This is a genomic window from Klebsiella sp. 10-1 (assembly GCF_009758445.1).
GTDB classification, from domain to species: domain Bacteria; phylum Pseudomonadota; class Gammaproteobacteria; order Enterobacterales; family Enterobacteriaceae; genus Klebsiella; species Klebsiella scottii.
This window is the reverse complement of record NZ_WQRE01000010.1, coordinates 1-15108: the sequence shown is the minus strand read 5'-3', so window position 1 is coordinate 15108 and position 15108 is coordinate 1. Positions and strand designations below refer to the sequence as shown.

Below are 15108 nucleotides of genomic sequence, written 5' to 3'. Positions count from 1 at the left end.
GGTAACCCCATAAGGAATTCCCCCGGCGACGCTGCGCGTAGCCAGGCTACATAGTCCGGGCATTCTGAATCAATACCCCAGTATAAGGGTTTAGCAGCAATAAAGAGACAGGGCGCCCTCGGAGCGCCCTGTAAGTTGTAAGATAAGATGACGGATTTGTGACAGGCTGCGGCTAGTCCGCGTCGTAGCCCAGGTTCGGCGCCAGCCAGCGCTCAACTTCGCCTGGGGTCATTCCTTTGCGCAGCGCGTAGTCCTCCACCTGATCGCGCTGGATCTGCGCCACCGCGTAGTACTTGCTGTCCGGATGGCTGAAGTACCAGCCGGAGACCGAGGCTCCCGGCCACATGGCAAACGATTCGGTCAGCTTCATGCCGGTATGCGTCTCCACGTCCAGCAGCTCCCAGATAACGGCTTTTTCGGTATGCTCCGGGCAGGCCGGATAGCCCGGCGCCGGGCGAATCCCCTGATAGTTCTCGCGGATCAGCTCCTCGTTGCTCAGGTTCTCGTTCGCGGCATAGCCCCAGTAAACTTTACGCACCCGCTCGTGCAGATATTCCGCAAACGCTTCGGCCAGTCGGTCAGCGATCGCTTTGACCATGATTTTATTGTAATCATCATGCTGAGCGTCAAAAGCCTCGGCCAGCGCATCTTCTTCCAGCCCGCCGGTAACCGCAAATGCGCCAAGATAGTCGGCCTTGCCGCTCAGCTTCGGCGCGACAAAATCGGCGAGGCAGTAGTTGGCAAACCCGACTTTCTCCGTCTGCTGACGCAGATGATGGCTGACGGTCAGAACGTGGGTGCGCGTCTCGTCACGGTAGATTTCGATGTCGTCACCGACGCGGTTAGCCGGGAATAATCCCACCACCCCGCGCGGGTTCAGCGACTTCTCCGCGCTCAGCTTATCCAGCAGATCGTTGGCATCTTTAAACAGCCGCTGCGCTTCTTCGCCTACCACTTCATCTTCGAGGATGCGCGGATATTTCCCGGCCAGCGACCAGGTCATAAAGAACGGCGTCCAGTCGATATAGTTACGCAGCGTTTCGATGCTGGCTTCGACCTCCTGCACGCCGAGGCGATGGGCCACCGGCGGCGTATAGCTTTCCCAGTCGAACGCCAGGTCGTTATCCCGGGCGGCCGCCAGGGTGACCGGCGGAGTGCGCGGCTTCTTGCGCCCATGCTGGATACGCACGGTTTCGTACTCTTTGCGCGTGCGGGCGACAAAGTCATCGCGCTGGGTATCGGAGAGCAAGGCTGAGACCACGCCCACGGTACGCGAGGCGTTCTGCACGTAGACCGTCGGTCCGCTGTAGTTCTGCTCGATTTTTACCGCCGTATGCGCTTTGGAGGTGGTCGCGCCGCCAATCAGCAGCGGCACGGTAAAGCCCTGGCGCTCCATCTCCTTCGCCACGTTGACCATTTCATCCAGCGACGGGGTAATCAGCCCGGAGAGGCCAATCAGGTCAGCGTTGACCTCGCGCGCGGTTCTGAGGATTTTTTCTGCCGGAACCATCACGCCAAGATCGATGATTTCGTAGTTATTACACTGCAGCACCACGCCGACGATGTTTTTACCGATGTCGTGCACGTCGCCTTTGACGGTGGCGATCACCATCTTGCCGTTGCTGGAACCTTTTTCTTTGCTGGCTTCAATATACGGCTCAAGGTAGGCCACCGCCTGCTTCATCACGCGGGCCGATTTCACCACCTGCGGGAGGAACATTTTGCCCTCACCGAACAGGTCACCCACCACGTTCATGCCGTCCATCAGCGGGCCTTCAATCACCTCAATTGGGCGGGTCGACTGCTGGCGCGCCTCTTCGGTGTCGAGCTCGATAAATTCGGTGATCCCTTTCACCAGCGAGTATTCAAGACGCTTTTTGACGTCCCAGTTGCGCCATTCCGCCTGCTGGGCGTTGGCGGAGTCGTCCGTTTTGCTGCCGCGATATTTTTCCGCCAGCTCCAGCAGGCGATCGGTGCCCTCGTCGTGACGGTTGAGGATCACGTCTTCGACGGCATCGCGCAGCTCGGCAGGCAGGTCGTCATAAATCGCCAGCTGCCCGGCGTTAACAATCCCCATATCCATGCCGTTACGAATGGCGTAGTACAGGAAGACGGCGTGAATCGCCTCGCGTACCGGATCGTTGCCGCGGAATGAGAACGAGACGTTAGAGACGCCGCCGGAAATCAGCGCATGCGGCAGCTCGCGTTTGATATCTTCACAGGCGCCGATAAAGTCCTGCGCATAGTTGTTGTGCTCTTCAATACCGGTCGCCACCGCGAAGATATTGGGGTCGAAGATAATATCTTCCGGCGGGAAGCCCACCTCTTCGGTCAGAATTTTGTACGCCCGGCGGCAAATCTCGATTTTGCGGGCGCGCGTATCAGCCTGGCCCTGTTCGTCGAAGGCCATAACCACCACGGCGGCGCCGTAGCGGCGCACTTTTTTAGCATGATGGATAAACGGCTCGATCCCCTCTTTCATCGAGATAGAGTTGACGATGCCTTTACCCTGAATGCACTTCAGCCCCTTTTCGATGACCTCCCACTTCGAGGAGTCGATCATGATCGGCACGCGGGCAATATCGGGCTCGCCGGCAATCAGGTTGAGGAAACGCACCATCGCCGCTTCCGCGTCGAGCATCCCCTCATCCATGTTGATATCGATAATCTGCGCGCCGCTCTCTACCTGCTGGCGGGCAACGTCCAGCGCTTCATTATATTTTTCTTCTTTAATCAGTCGCTTGAACTTCGCAGAGCCGGTAACGTTAGTCCGTTCGCCGACGTTAACAAACAGGCTGTCGTCACCAATATTCAGCGGTTCGAGACCGGCGAGGCGGCAGGCCACCGGGATTTCCGGCAGCGCGCGCGGCGCCAGCCCCGCAACGGCGCGCGACATGGCCGCGATATGTTCCGGGGTCGTGCCGCAGCAGCCGCCGACGATATTCAGGAATCCGGATTCAGCCCATTCGCGAATTTGCGCGGCCATAGTATCGGCATCAAGATCGTATTCACCAAAGGCGTTCGGCAGGCCCGCATTGGGGTGCGCGGTGACGTAGCATTCGGCAATGCGCGAGAGCTCCTGCACGTACTGGCGCAGCTCGTCCGGACCCAGCGCGCAGTTGAGGCCGAAGGTGAGCGCATCGGCGTGGCGCAGCGAGTTGTAAAAGGCTTCGGTCGTTTGCCCGGAGAGCGTGCGGCCGGAGGCATCGGTGATGGTGCCGGAAATCATGATCGGCAGATCGACGCCCAGCGCCTCAAGCTCCTCTTTGACCGCAAAGATTGCCGCTTTGGCGTTCAGGGTGTCGAATACCGTCTCAATCATAATCAGGTCGACGCCCCCTTCCACCAGCGCCTTCGTTGACTCACGGTAGGCTTCCACCAGCCCGTCGAAGGTGATGTTGCGGTAGGCAGGGTCGTTGACGTCAGGGGAGATGGAGGCGGTGCGGTTAGTCGGGCCGAGAACGCCCGCGACGTAGCGCGGTTTTTCCGGCGTCCGGGCGGTCCACGCATCGGCGCTGGCGCGCGCCAGCTGTGCCGCGGCAAAGTTGATTTCCGCCGACAGGGATTCCATCTGGTAATCCGCCATCGCGATAGTCGTCGAGTTAAAGGTGTTGGTTTCAATGATATCCGCGCCGGCCTCGAAATAGGCGTCGTGAATGGCGCGGATCACGTCCGGCTTGCTGAGCACCAGCAGGTCGTTATTGCCCTTCAGATCGCAGGGCCAGTCGGCAAAGCGCGCGCCGCGGAACTCCTCTTCACTCAGACGATAGCCCTGGATCATGGTGCCCATGCCCCCATCCAGAACCAAAATACGTTTTTTTAACTGCTGATGCAGTTGCTCAACTTTGCTGCTCACACTCGCTCCCGACAACGCTCAACCAGACCCCAGAAATACACAAAATCATTCAAGCTGGGTCAAGGCGGCACGCGAGCCAGCCCCCAGGCGCTTTTACAAGCAGGTAACCGGGGTGAACCAGAGCAGCCAACGCAGAAGCAGTTTGAAGGATGAAGTGTATGACCATACTGGCATAAACCACAGGGTCGGGAAAGAGAGCGGCGGGCAATATGAGACATGTTCAGCTTCACTCATCCGATCAGTCCGGTTGTGATTGCAAAATGGGCAAATAAAACGAAAACTATTTCCACGATACAGAAAAAAGGAATCTGCGATGGCCACTCCCGTTCCCGCAAAGCGCGGCAGAAAACCCGCGACTCCCGCCGCCCCTCAGGCCAGCGGGCAAGTTCAGTCGCTTACCCGTGGGCTAAAATTACTCGAATGGATTTCTGAATCACACGGCAGCGTCGCGTTAACCGAGCTGGCGCAGCAGGCCGGCCTGCCGAACTCGACAACGCACCGCCTGCTGACGACCATGCAGCAGCTGGGCTTCGTGCGCCAGGTGGGCGAGCTCGGGCACTGGTCCGTAGGCGCTCACGCCTTTGTGGTCGGCAGCAGCTTTCTGCAAAGCCGCAACCTGCTGGCCATCGTGCACCCTATTTTACGCCAGCTGATGGAAGAGTCAGGTGAAACGGTTAATCTCGCGGTGCTGGATCAGAGTGACCACCAGGCGATTATCATCGACCAGGTGCAGTGTACGCAGCTGATGCGCATGTCGGCGCCGATTGGCGGCAAGCTGCCGATGCACGCCTCCGGGGCGGGTAAAGCCTTCCTGTCACAGCTGAGCGAAGAGCAGGTCACCGGCCTTCTGCACCGTAAAGGCCTGCACGCCTACACCCACGCCACGCTGGTATCGCCGGTGCATCTGAAAGAGGACCTGGCCCAGACGCGCAAGCGCGGCTATTCGTTCGATGATGAAGAGCATGCCCTGGGTCTGCGCTGCGTCGCATCCTGCATTTATGACGAGCACCGCGAGCCGTTTGCGGCGATCTCCATCTCCGGGCCCATCTCGCGGATGACCGACGATCGCGTCACCGAGCTGGGCGCGCTGGTGATTAAAGCCGCGAAAGAGGTGACCCTGGCTTACGGCGGGGTTCGCTAACATGATCGATCTGAAATCCCTTTGGCAGCAGCGCTATCCCGGCGCCTTTTGCTGGTCATTTGGCGATTCCCCCGCGCTGGCCGATGAGCTGGCGGCGCTGGTTATCGCCGGGAAAAAGCGCGGCACCTGCGGGTCTCTTGCCAGCTATCGCCAGGAAGATCCGCCGGTAATCCCTGGCGCCTGGCATATCGTGCTCAACGGGGCGGGCGAGCCGGTCTGCGTCATCCGCACCCTGGTACTCAGAATGATTCGCTTTAATGAGATGACCGCGGAACTTGCCGCGCTGGAGGGTGAAGGCGATTTGAGCCTGCGCTACTGGCAGCAGGCTCACCGGGCGTTCTTCGAGCGTGAAGGGACCTGGTCACCGGAGATGGAGCTGGTTTACGAAGAGTTCGCGCTGATCGAGGTCGCCGATACGCACTCCTCCTGAGCCGCTAACCCGCCTGCTGCATCGCGCCATAGCGCACGCAAAAACGCTGGCGGCGGCGATAGGCATAGACATCCTCCACGTGGCCGTTACGAATGCGCGTCTGCAGCTCCCGCCAGTAATCGGCCCGCAGCAAATCGGCGTGCATCTCCTCAAACAGCGGCCCAATACGCGGGTCCGCGCAGAGCCAGTGGCGGAACTCTTCCGGGAAAACATCCCCCGGCGACACGCTGTACCACGGCTCGCTCGCCAGCTCATCTTCCGGATAGCGCGGCGGCGGGATCTCGCGGAAATTGACCTCCGTCATGTAGCAAATCTCATCGTAATCGTAGAACACCACCCGGCCGTGGCGGGTCACGCCAAAGTTTTTGAACAGCATATCGCCGGGGAATATATTGGCGGCGGCCAGCTGGCGAATGGCATTACCGTACTCCTCGACCGCATCGCGCAGCGCCTGGCCGTCAACCTGCTCCAGCCAGATATTCAGCGGCACCATTCGCCGCTCGATATAGAGATGGCTGATGGCAATCCGATCGCCGAGGTCGCTAATTTTAGCCCCGGCTTCCGACTGCAGCAGCGCCATCAGCTGCGGCGCGATTTGCCGCTTATCCAGCACGAAGTTTTCAAACTCCTGGGTATCGGCCATGCGCCCGACGCGGTCGTGCTCCTTAACCAGCTGATAGCAGGCGCGGACGTGGGCGGCGGTCATCTCCTTTTGCGGCGCAAAGCGGTCCTTGATGATCTTAAATACCCGGTCGAAGCCCGGCAGGGTAAAGACCAGCATCACCATCCCGCGGATGCCCGGCGCCTCGATAAACTGCTCGTCGCTGCGGGCAATGTAGTGCAGATATTCACGGTAGCTTTCCGTTTTTGCGTGCTTCTGGCAGCCAATCGCCATATAGAGCTCGGCGGTGGTTTTCCCCGGCAGGATATCGCGCAGCCACTCAACCAGCGCGCCGGGCAGCGGGGCGTAAACCATAAAATAGGAGCGCGCAAAGCCAAAGACGATGCTCGCTTCAGCATGGGTGGTCAGACAGGCATCAATAAACAGCTCGCCTTCATCGCTGCGATGGACAGGCAGCAAAAAAGGCAGCGTAGCCACCGGCGTAACCAGTTTGCCTACCAGCCAGGCCGCCTTATTGCGATAAAAGAGTTCGTTGGCTATTTGCAGATGGGAGCGGGACAGCATCTCGCTGCCGAGAGCTTCCACCAGGCAGGCCGTGATATAGCCAATATCCCGCGCCTTATTTTGCCACGCCAGCCGCAGGGGGAGATCGGATAACACTTTGCTTAATAACGTTTCCCAGCCGCGCTCGGGGAAAAACGTTTTCGCCAGCGGACGGGGAATTGAGCGGAAGCTGCGCTCCGGCTGCGAACTGAAAATAAAAAGCCGCTCGGGAGTCAGCGAGCGGTGGTCAAACAACCGACAATAGACGGAATTGAAAAAGCTCTCCGCAATTTCGAAGCGAGGGTAATCCGGTAGCAGGTGGGTGTAGTGCTCTTTCACCCGCAGTAAAAAATCGACGTCGGTACTTTTTCCTTCGGTAATACAGCGCAGCTGTTCAACCACCAGGCCGACGTGATGATCGTAGAGGTGGATACGCTGCTTCATCGCCTGCTGAACGGCGTGCCAGTCGGCGTGTTCAAAGCGCTGCTGCGCGCCCGAGGTGACTTCGAGAAAACGGCCATACTGGGCGTCAAAGCCCTGCAAAATAGTCTGTGCAATCAGTAGTTCCAGGCCACGCGTCATACCTTCCCCCTCACCCAGCCCTCTCCCCGGCAGGGAGAGGGGGAAACAATCAGAACTGCTCTTCTTCCGTTGAGCCGGTCAGGGCGGTGACTGATGAAGCGCCGCCCTGAATAATGGTGGTCACCTTATCGAAGTAGCCGGTGCCCACCTCCTGCTGGTGGGAAACGAAGGTGTACCCTTCCGCTGCGGCGGCAAACTCCGGCTGCTGCACCTTCTCAACGTAGTGCTTCATCCCCTCACCCTGCGCATAGGAGCGGGCGAGGTCGAACATGTTGAACCACATGCTGTGAATGCCCGCCAGAGTAATGAACTGATATTTGTAGCCCATATCGGACAACGCCTGCTGGAAGCGAGCGATGGTGGCGTCATCGAGGTTTTTCTTCCAGTTAAACGACGGCGAGCAGTTATAGGCCAGCAGTTTGCCGGGGAAGCGCGCGTGGATAGCGTCGGCAAAGCGCTTAGCCTGTTCGAGATCCGGCTTAGACGTTTCGCACCACACCAGGTCAGCGTACGGCGCATAGGCCAGGCCGCGGCTAATCGCCTGCTCAATGCCGGCGTGGGTGCGGAAAAAGCCTTCACTGGTGCGATCGCCGGTAATAAATTCACGATCGTACGGATCGCAGTCAGAGGTGATCAGATCCGCAGCATCGGCGTCGGTTCGGGCGATGACCAGCGTCGGTACGCCCATGACGTCTGCCGCCAGGCGAGCGGCCACCAGCTTCTGGATAGCTTCCTGCGTCGGAACCAGCACTTTTCCGCCCATATGGCCGCATTTTTTCACTGACGCCAGCTGATCTTCAAAGTGAACCGCCGCTGCACCGGCCTCAATCATCGATTTCATCAGCTCAAACGCATTCAGCACGCCGCCGAAGCCGGCTTCAGCATCCGCCACGATCGGCAGGAAATAGTCGGTATAGCGCGGATCGTCTGATTCAATGCCGGCAGACCACTGGATCTGATCGGCGCGACGGAAGGTATTGTTGATCCGATCCACCACCGCCGGCACCGAGTTGGCCGGGTACAGCGATTGATCCGGATACATGCTGGAAGCCAGGTTTGCATCCGCCGCCACCTGCCAGCCGGAGAGATAAATCGCCTCGATCCCCGCCTTCGCCTGCTGCAGCGCCTGCCCACCGGTCAGCGCGCCAAGGCTGTTGATATAGCCCTTCTTCGAGCCACCGTGCAGCAGTCGCCACATTTTGGCCGCACCAAGCTGCGCCAGGGTACATTCCGGGTTGACCGAGCCGCGTAATTTCACCACTTCTTCTGCGCTATATGGGCGGGTAATGCCTTCCCAACGCGGCTGTGTCCACTCTTTGTTTAATTCTTCGATTTGCTGAGTACGAGTTTTCATGTGCAGATGCTCCATAGGGTCACGAGTGGGTGAATTACGCCAGCAGGCGGTAGCCAGGCAACGTTAAGAAATCAATCAGTTCGTCTGAGGTAGTGATTTGTTCCATCAGCCGCGCGGCATCGTCAAAGCGGCCGCTGCTGTAGCGGTGCTCGCCCAGCTCGTCCTGAATAACCATCAGCTCCTCGCCCAGCCACTGGCGGAACAGCGCTTTGGTCACCGGCGTCCCGTCGCTTAGCGTCTTTTGATGATGGATCCATTGCCAGATAGAGGTGCGCGAGATTTCGGCCGTGGCCGCATCTTCCATCAGGCCATAAATCGGTACGCAACCGTTGCCGGAGATCCAGGCTTCGATGTACTGCACCGCCACGCGAATGTTGGCGCGCATCCCGGCTTCGGTGCGCTCGCCGTCGCAGGGCTCCAGCAGCTGCTCGGCGGTAATCGGCGCATCCTGTTCCCGGCTGACGCCCAGCTGATTGGTCCGTTCGCCCAGCACGCGATTGAAAACCTCCATCGCCGTATCCGCGAGGCCCGGGTGGGCAATCCAGGTGCCGTCATGGCCGTTTTTGGCTTCCAGCTCTTTATCGGCGGTGACTTTGCCGAGCACCTGGCGGTTCCGTTCGGCGTCCTTGCTGGGGATAAAGGCCGCCATGCCGCCCATCGCAAACGCGCCGCGCTTGTGACAGGTCTTTATCAGCAGGCGTGAATAGGCGTTGAGGAACGATTTGTCCATCGTCACCACCTGGCGGTCGGGTAAAACACGGTCAGCATGGTTTTTTAAGGTTTTGATGTAGCTGAAAATGTAGTCCCAACGCCCGCAGTTCAGGCCAACGATATGGTCCCGCAGCGCATGGAGAATTTCATCCATCTGGAACACGGCCGGTAGCGTTTCAATCAGCAGCGTCGCCTTGATGGTGCCGCGCGGCAGTTCAAACCGATCTTCGGTGTAGCTGAAAACTTCGCTCCACCAGGCCGCTTCCTGCCAGGCCTGCGTCTTCGGCAGATAGAAATAGGGGCCGCTTCCTTTCGCCAGCAGAGCCCGGTGGTTATGGAAGAAATAGAGCGCGAAATCAAACAGGCTGCCGGGAATCGACTCCCCGCGCCAGGTGACGTGCTTTTCCGGCAGATGCAGGCCGCGCACCCGGCAAACCAGCACCGCAGGATCGGGCTTCAGCTGGTAGATTTTCCCCGCTTCGTTGGTATAGCTGATGGTGCCGTTGACCGCATCGCGCAGGTTAATCTGACCGTCGATAACTTTGTTCCAGTCAGGCGCCAGCGAATCCTCAAAGTCAGCCATAAATACTTTCACGTTGGCATTCAGGGCGTTAATCACCATCTTGCGTTCAACGGGGCCGGTGATCTCCACCCGGCGATCCTGTAAATCAGCCGGAATACCGCGAATCGTCCAGTCACCGTTACGAATGGAATCCGTTTCCGAAATAAAATCTGGCAGCTTTCCGTCGTCTATGTCCTGCTGCTGCTGGATACGTGCCGCCAGCAGCCTATTGCGCTCAGGCGTAAAGCGGCTCACCAGTTCCGCCAGGAACTCCACCGCCTCGGGCGTTAAGACCTGCTTTTCCTGCTCGCCATAAGGCTGGCCGAAGGCCAGTTCGTCAGTGATTGTCGCCTGTTGCGTCATTGTGCAGCTCCTCTTGGTTGATCCAGTTGGCGCGAGTGAAAGATCGTTGTCTGGTTTTCGCTCAACACAATTAAGACTACGCATTATTTTTCCAAAATCAAAAACAATTTCCATTTTAATTTTAATATCAATTCAACATATTGATAACATTAAAATTAAAGTTTATTCCGCGTATGAATTGAATTTCGGAAACAAAAAAGGCACCCGAAGGTGCCAGAGGCAAAATGCTGAAACGCTTTAGGATCGCGTTGGCTGGAGGATTAATCCAGAGTCGGATTCATATTCCGCAGATCGTATGGCGTGATTTGGTAGACATAGTAGTTCAGCCAGTTGGCAAACAGCAGGTTTCCGTGACTTCTCCAGCTGGCCCGCGGTTTGTTTTGCGGGTCATCATGCGGGAAATAATTGGTCGGAACTTCCGGGCTGAGTCCCGCTTCCACATCGCGGAAAAACTCGCCCGCCAGGGTACCGGCATCGTATTCCGGATGCCCGGTGACGAAGGCAATGCGCTTATCTTTGCTGGCAAACAGATAGGCATCGCCCTCTTCGGTTTCTGCCAGGATCTCTAAATCGGTATAGTCGCGGATCAATGCGGCCGGAAAATCGGCATAGCGCGAGTGTGGCGCGAGGAAGGTATCGTCGAAACCGCGGGTCAGTAGCGCATGCGGGTGCAAAATATGGTGTTCAAATACGCCGGAGATTTTTTCAGTGCGGGTTTGCTTGGGGATGCCATAAAGGATATTGAGCGCGGCCTGTACGGCCCAACAGACAAAAAGCGTCGAGGTCACATGATCCTTTGCCCACTCCAGCACCTGCTTAATCTGCGGCCAGTAGGCCACATCGTTGAATTCAACCAGCCCCAGCGGTGCGCCGGTGACGATCAGGCCATCAAAGTTCTGGTCGCAGATGTCCTCAAAGTTGCAGTAGAAGTTGTTCAGATGCTCGGTTGGCGTGTTGCGGGATTCACGCGCGTCGATACGCAACAGCTGGATATCAAGCTGGAGCGGAGAATTTGATAGCAGCCGCAGGAACTGATTTTCAGTCTCGATTTTCTTCGGCATCAGGTTGAGGATAAGCACCTTCAGCGGACGAATTTCCTGGGTCGTTGCGCGCGTTGTCGTCATCACAAAGACGTTCTCACTACGCAAGAAATTGACGGCCGGTAGCTCGTCCTGCACCCGAATAGGCATAACTTTATTACCTCATAGCATACGTATAAACGTTTAGACATCCAGACAGCTAACAATAACCAGGAATAAATAAAATGTCGAGTCTGCACGTAGAAGGTGAAAAAGTTTCAACCCCATTCGGTTTAACGTGGCGAGACGTTGTGAGGTTGACGGCCCGAGCCGTGTCTATCCGTTACTGCTTAGCAAAGAATAAAAAAGATAAAAAGGCCATCCCCGCCAGGAGGATGTGAGCAATTCGCGATCCGTATCAAATATTTTAATTAATCTCGCCAGCCGCTGGTGATGTGTAAACCGTTTGACAGCCTTCCCGAAAGACCATTGCTACATTGCGGCAATCCATCAGGTCTTACAGCCACAGGAAGCAAGCATGAAAATCACCAAACTGACGACATTTATTATGCACGTGCCGGTAACCAAAAATATCATCGGCGATTCTACACACAGCATTACACATTGGGGCATGCCCGGCGTCATGATTGAGACGGACAACGGGCTGGTCGGTTACGGTTATACGGGTACCCATGCTGATATCGCTACCGACAGATTGCTCACCACCATTATCAGCGATGTTTTCGGTCCGATGCTACTCGGGGAAGATGCCAATGAAGTTCGTTACCTGCACCGTAAATTATCCCGCAGTTCAACCAATATCTGGGTAGGACGCGGAGGATTGATGCAGATGGCGCTCTCTGCCATTGATATTGCGCTGTGGGATCTGAAAGCCAAGATGGTTGAACAGCCGCTGTGGAAAATTTTTGGCGGCTCACAGCACACTCGCATTTCCGCCTATAACACCGATTGTGGCTGGTTAGTCAGGGAGACCGCCGAGTTGGTCGATGACTGTAAGAAGATGATTTTTGAAGAGGGCTTTAATGCCATCAAAATGAAAATCGGCAAGCCAGACCCGCGAGAAGACCTCAGGCGGATTGAAGCCGTCAGAAAAGCGATCGGCGATGACGTCAATCTGATGGTGGATGCGAACGCCAAATGGGATATCAGCACTGCCAAACAGTATGGTTCACGGCTGGCTGATTTTGACATTACCTGGTTTGAAGAGCCGATGTGGCATGACGATGTATCCAGTCACCGCGCGCTGGCCAAGCATATCAGCACACCTCTCGCCCTGGGAGAACTACTATATCATTTTGATTCTTTTAAAGAGTTTGTACTCGCTGGGGCGGTCGATTACCTACAACCAGACGCCACGCGCTGCGGTGGACTGACGGCAGTCTGGGAAATTGCCGACCTCGGGCAGGCATTTAACCTGCCGGTAACACCGCATCACGGTGACATGATGCAGGCTCAGTTGCATCTGGTCATCGCGCACCCGGCCTGCTCGCTGCTGGAATTCATCCCCTGGACGTTGGAGTGTTTCGTCGATCCGGTAGAAGTGAAAGAGGGGTTCTATTCTCTCCCCACGGCGCCAGGCGCAGGCACCACGCTGCGGCGGGAAGCCCTTGAGCGTTTCAGCGTCAGATAACCCTCACAGGTACATCGTCTGGACGACAAAAAATAATGACAAATACCAAGAGGTGAACTATGCCCGCCCCTACCGATCTTGATTTATCACAGGCAATACGTAAATCCATACGACGGATCATCCCGATGGTCACGCTGATGTTTATTCTGGCCTATCTGGATCGTTCAAATATCGGCTTTGCAAAACAAGAATTCCAGCTGGACACAGGGCTAAGCGATGCAGCCTACGCCTTTGGCGCCGGCATCTTTTTTATCGGTTATGCCATTTTTGAAGTCCCAAGTAATATTCTGCTTTACCGCATTGGCGCCCGGGTCTGGCTGGCGAGGATCATGATCACCTGGGGTCTGGTCTCTGCGGCAATGATGTTTGCACATACCGAAACGATGTTTATCTTCTTACGTTTTCTGCTGGGGGTGAGTGAAGCAGGGTTCTTTCCCGGCGTCATTCTCTATCTGACTTTCTGGTTCCCGCAACATATCCGCGCACGTGTTACCGGCTATTTTCTGTTTGGCGCACCGCTGGCCTTTATCATCGGCGGCCCGCTTTCCGGCTCGCTGCTTTCTCTGGAAGGTACGACGCTGGCATTCGGCCTGCATGGCTGGCAGTTGATGTTCGTCGTCGAAGGTTTGTTGGCCTCAGCCGTCGGGATTTGGGTCTTTTTCTATCTGGACGATCGTCCTGACGACGCCAGGTGGTTAACGCAGCAAGAGAAAGCGGCGCTAAGCCAGACGCTTAATCATGAAGAGCAGATGAAACTGGCCCATGGTCCAAAAGGCGTGTGGCAGGCCCTACTGGATGTACGCGTGCTCTACCTATGCCTGATTTGGTTCACCGTCCAGGTTTGCGGTTACGGGATCTATTTCTTCCTGCCAACCCAGATCGCCACTCTGATGGGCACGAAAGTCGGTCTGCTGGTTGGCTTTGTCACCGCTATCCCACCGTTGTGTGCCGCCATTGCGGTATATTACGTGCCACGGATCGCCGAAAAACTGCAGGAACGCCGCTACGTTGCAGCTGTCACTTTCATGTGCGGAGCCGTGGGCATCGCGTTATCTGGCTTCGCTGCGAGTATACCGCTCATCGCGATTGTCGCCCTATGCGTTGCGGCTGCGGGACACCTTGCCATGCAGCCACTTTACTGGACATTTCCCTCATCGTACCTGGGCGGAGCAGCCGCAGCTTCGGGGATCGCTCTCATTAATTCAATGGGCAATTTAGGAGGCTTCGTCGCCCCAAATCTACGCGTCTGGGCAGAGCATTCCTTCAACTCACCGCAGGCAGGGCTCTATTTCCTCGCGCTGGTCACGGCATCAGGTAGCCTGATGATTCTGGCATTGCGACGGTTTGGGATTGATAAAGCGCAGACGATACCCTCCCCGGCACACGCCATGAAATCCGGTGAGGCGACATATCTCCGGCACTCTGATTAATCGGAAATGATACAGTGCTGCGACAATAATCAACATCAGGACAGCAACAACGATGGTTAAGATATTGGCCGTAGCACAGGAGTCACATGAATGGAATCTTCAGCAGGATGAGATCCAGGCGATCCTGCTGACCAGTAGCTGGTTCCGGGCGCTACCTGATTATCTTAGTGGGCAGATGTTGTCCCGTGCCAGCTTTTATCAGTATGAAAACGGTGAAGTGATCCACTATCGCGGAGATGAATCACAGGCGCTGTATGCGGTCATTACCGGATCCGTCAAAGTCAGCTCCGTCTCAGCCGATGGCAAAGAGTGTATTTTTCGCTATCTTTCGCCCGGCAACTGGTTTGGTGAAATCGGTATGATCGACAAATCAGTCCGTACCCACGATGCCAGAGCTCTTGGCAAAACAATACTGCTGACGCTGAAGCCGCGCGACGTGGAGTCGCTTTTGCAGCACTATCCCATCCTCCACCATTTTCTGGCACTACTGCTGTGTAAAGTGGTGCGCAACGCCTTCACGATGCTCCATGACAGCGCGCTTTTATCCGTCTCAGCCCGTCTGGCGAAACGTCTGGTGAGCTTGTCGGAAGGCTATGGCGAATGGCATGAGAAAGGCGTATTAATCAACCTTTACTTAACCCAGGACGACCTGGCAACCATTATCAATACCACCCGTCAGACGATTAATAAGCGTCTGGTTGCATGGGAAAAGTTGGGATGGATCGAGGCAAAATACGGCAAGATTTTAATCGTGAATATGAGCGCGCTCAGGCAACTCTATATCGATGAAGATGAATAGCCCAAAACGCAAAAAGCCCATCCTCGCGGATGGGCTTCTTACTGG

Annotated in this window: 10 protein-coding genes; 5 read left to right on the top strand and 5 right to left on the bottom strand. The window is 56.5% G+C overall.

Annotated features, from left to right (window positions below; translation table 11 throughout):
- Positions 1 to 172: 172 nt before the first annotated feature.
- Positions 173 to 3856: a methionine synthase gene (metH, locus tag GO007_RS25455; RefSeq protein WP_095104818.1), complete on the bottom strand. Its 3684-nt coding sequence runs from the start codon at positions 3854 to 3856 to the stop codon at positions 173 to 175.
- A 313-nt stretch (positions 3857 to 4169) separates the two neighbouring features.
- Between metH and iclR the strand changes: the two genes are divergently transcribed.
- Both iclR and GO007_RS25445 read left to right on the top strand, forming a co-directional pair.
- The gene (iclR, locus tag GO007_RS25450) at positions 4170 to 4997 is read left to right on the top strand and encodes a glyoxylate bypass operon transcriptional repressor IclR (RefSeq protein WP_095104816.1); all 828 of its coding nucleotides are present in this window, start codon (positions 4170 to 4172) and stop codon (positions 4995 to 4997) included.
- 10 nt (positions 4998 to 5007) lie between these two features.
- Positions 5008 to 5427, top strand: coding sequence for an ASCH domain-containing protein (locus GO007_RS25445; RefSeq protein WP_095104983.1), 420 nt, complete (start codon positions 5008 to 5010; stop codon positions 5425 to 5427).
- Between the two features lie 4 nt (positions 5428 to 5431).
- On the opposite strand, the gene aceK is transcribed toward GO007_RS25445, so the two are convergent.
- From aceK to metA, 4 genes are all read right to left on the bottom strand, one after another.
- Entirely contained in the window at positions 5432 to 7174 is a 1743-nt protein-coding gene (gene aceK, locus GO007_RS25440; RefSeq protein ID WP_095104814.1) for a bifunctional isocitrate dehydrogenase kinase/phosphatase, read from the bottom strand.
- Positions 7175 to 7223: 49 nt separating this feature from the next.
- Complete coding sequence (gene aceA / locus GO007_RS25435; protein ID WP_095104812.1) at positions 7224 to 8528, bottom strand: isocitrate lyase; 1305 nt, start codon at positions 8526 to 8528, stop codon at positions 7224 to 7226.
- Positions 8529 to 8562: 34 nt separating this feature from the next.
- The gene (gene aceB / locus GO007_RS25430) at positions 8563 to 10164 is read right to left on the bottom strand and encodes a malate synthase A (protein ID WP_095104810.1); all 1602 of its coding nucleotides are present in this window, start codon (positions 10162 to 10164) and stop codon (positions 8563 to 8565) included.
- 260 nt (positions 10165 to 10424) lie between these two features.
- A complete protein-coding gene (gene metA, locus GO007_RS25425) occupies positions 10425 to 11354 on the bottom strand; it encodes a homoserine O-acetyltransferase MetA (protein WP_095104808.1) in 930 nt (309 codons plus the stop codon).
- Positions 11355 to 11721: 367 nt separating this feature from the next.
- Between metA and GO007_RS25420 the strand changes: the two genes are divergently transcribed.
- The 3 genes from GO007_RS25420 to GO007_RS25410 are packed head-to-tail and all read left to right on the top strand — an operon-like array spanning position 11722 to position 15063.
- Positions 11722 to 12834, top strand: coding sequence for a mandelate racemase/muconate lactonizing enzyme family protein (locus GO007_RS25420; protein ID WP_095104806.1), 1113 nt, complete (start codon positions 11722 to 11724; stop codon positions 12832 to 12834).
- A 59-nt stretch (positions 12835 to 12893) separates the two neighbouring features.
- A complete protein-coding gene (locus tag GO007_RS25415; RefSeq protein WP_223261831.1) occupies positions 12894 to 14264 on the top strand; it encodes an MFS transporter in 1371 nt (456 codons plus the stop codon).
- 52 nt (positions 14265 to 14316) lie between these two features.
- Entirely contained in the window at positions 14317 to 15063 is a 747-nt protein-coding gene (locus GO007_RS25410) for a Crp/Fnr family transcriptional regulator (protein WP_095104804.1), read from the top strand.
- The last annotated feature ends 45 nt before the right edge of the window (positions 15064 to 15108 follow it).

Bases quoted from the DNA above. Each gene is read 5' to 3' on its own strand.
- iclR (WP_095104816.1), top strand. From the start codon at position 4,170: ATGGCCACTCCCGTTCCCGCAAAGCGCGGCAGAAAACCCGCGACTCCC.
- aceK (WP_095104814.1), bottom strand. From the start codon at position 7,174: ATGACGCGTGGCCTGGAACTACTGATTGCACAGACTATTTTGCAGGGC.
- aceA (WP_095104812.1), bottom strand. From the start codon at position 8,528: ATGAAAACTCGTACTCAGCAAATCGAAGAATTAAACAAAGAGTGGACA.
- aceB (WP_095104810.1), bottom strand. From the start codon at position 10,164: ATGACGCAACAGGCGACAATCACTGACGAACTGGCCTTCGGCCAGCCT.
- metA (WP_095104808.1), bottom strand. From the start codon at position 11,354: ATGCCTATTCGGGTGCAGGACGAGCTACCGGCCGTCAATTTCTTGCGT.
- GO007_RS25420 (WP_095104806.1), top strand. From the start codon at position 11,722: ATGAAAATCACCAAACTGACGACATTTATTATGCACGTGCCGGTAACC.
- GO007_RS25415 (WP_223261831.1), top strand. From the start codon at position 12,894: ATGCCCGCCCCTACCGATCTTGATTTATCACAGGCAATACGTAAATCC.
- GO007_RS25410 (WP_095104804.1), top strand. From the start codon at position 14,317: ATGGTTAAGATATTGGCCGTAGCACAGGAGTCACATGAATGGAATCTT.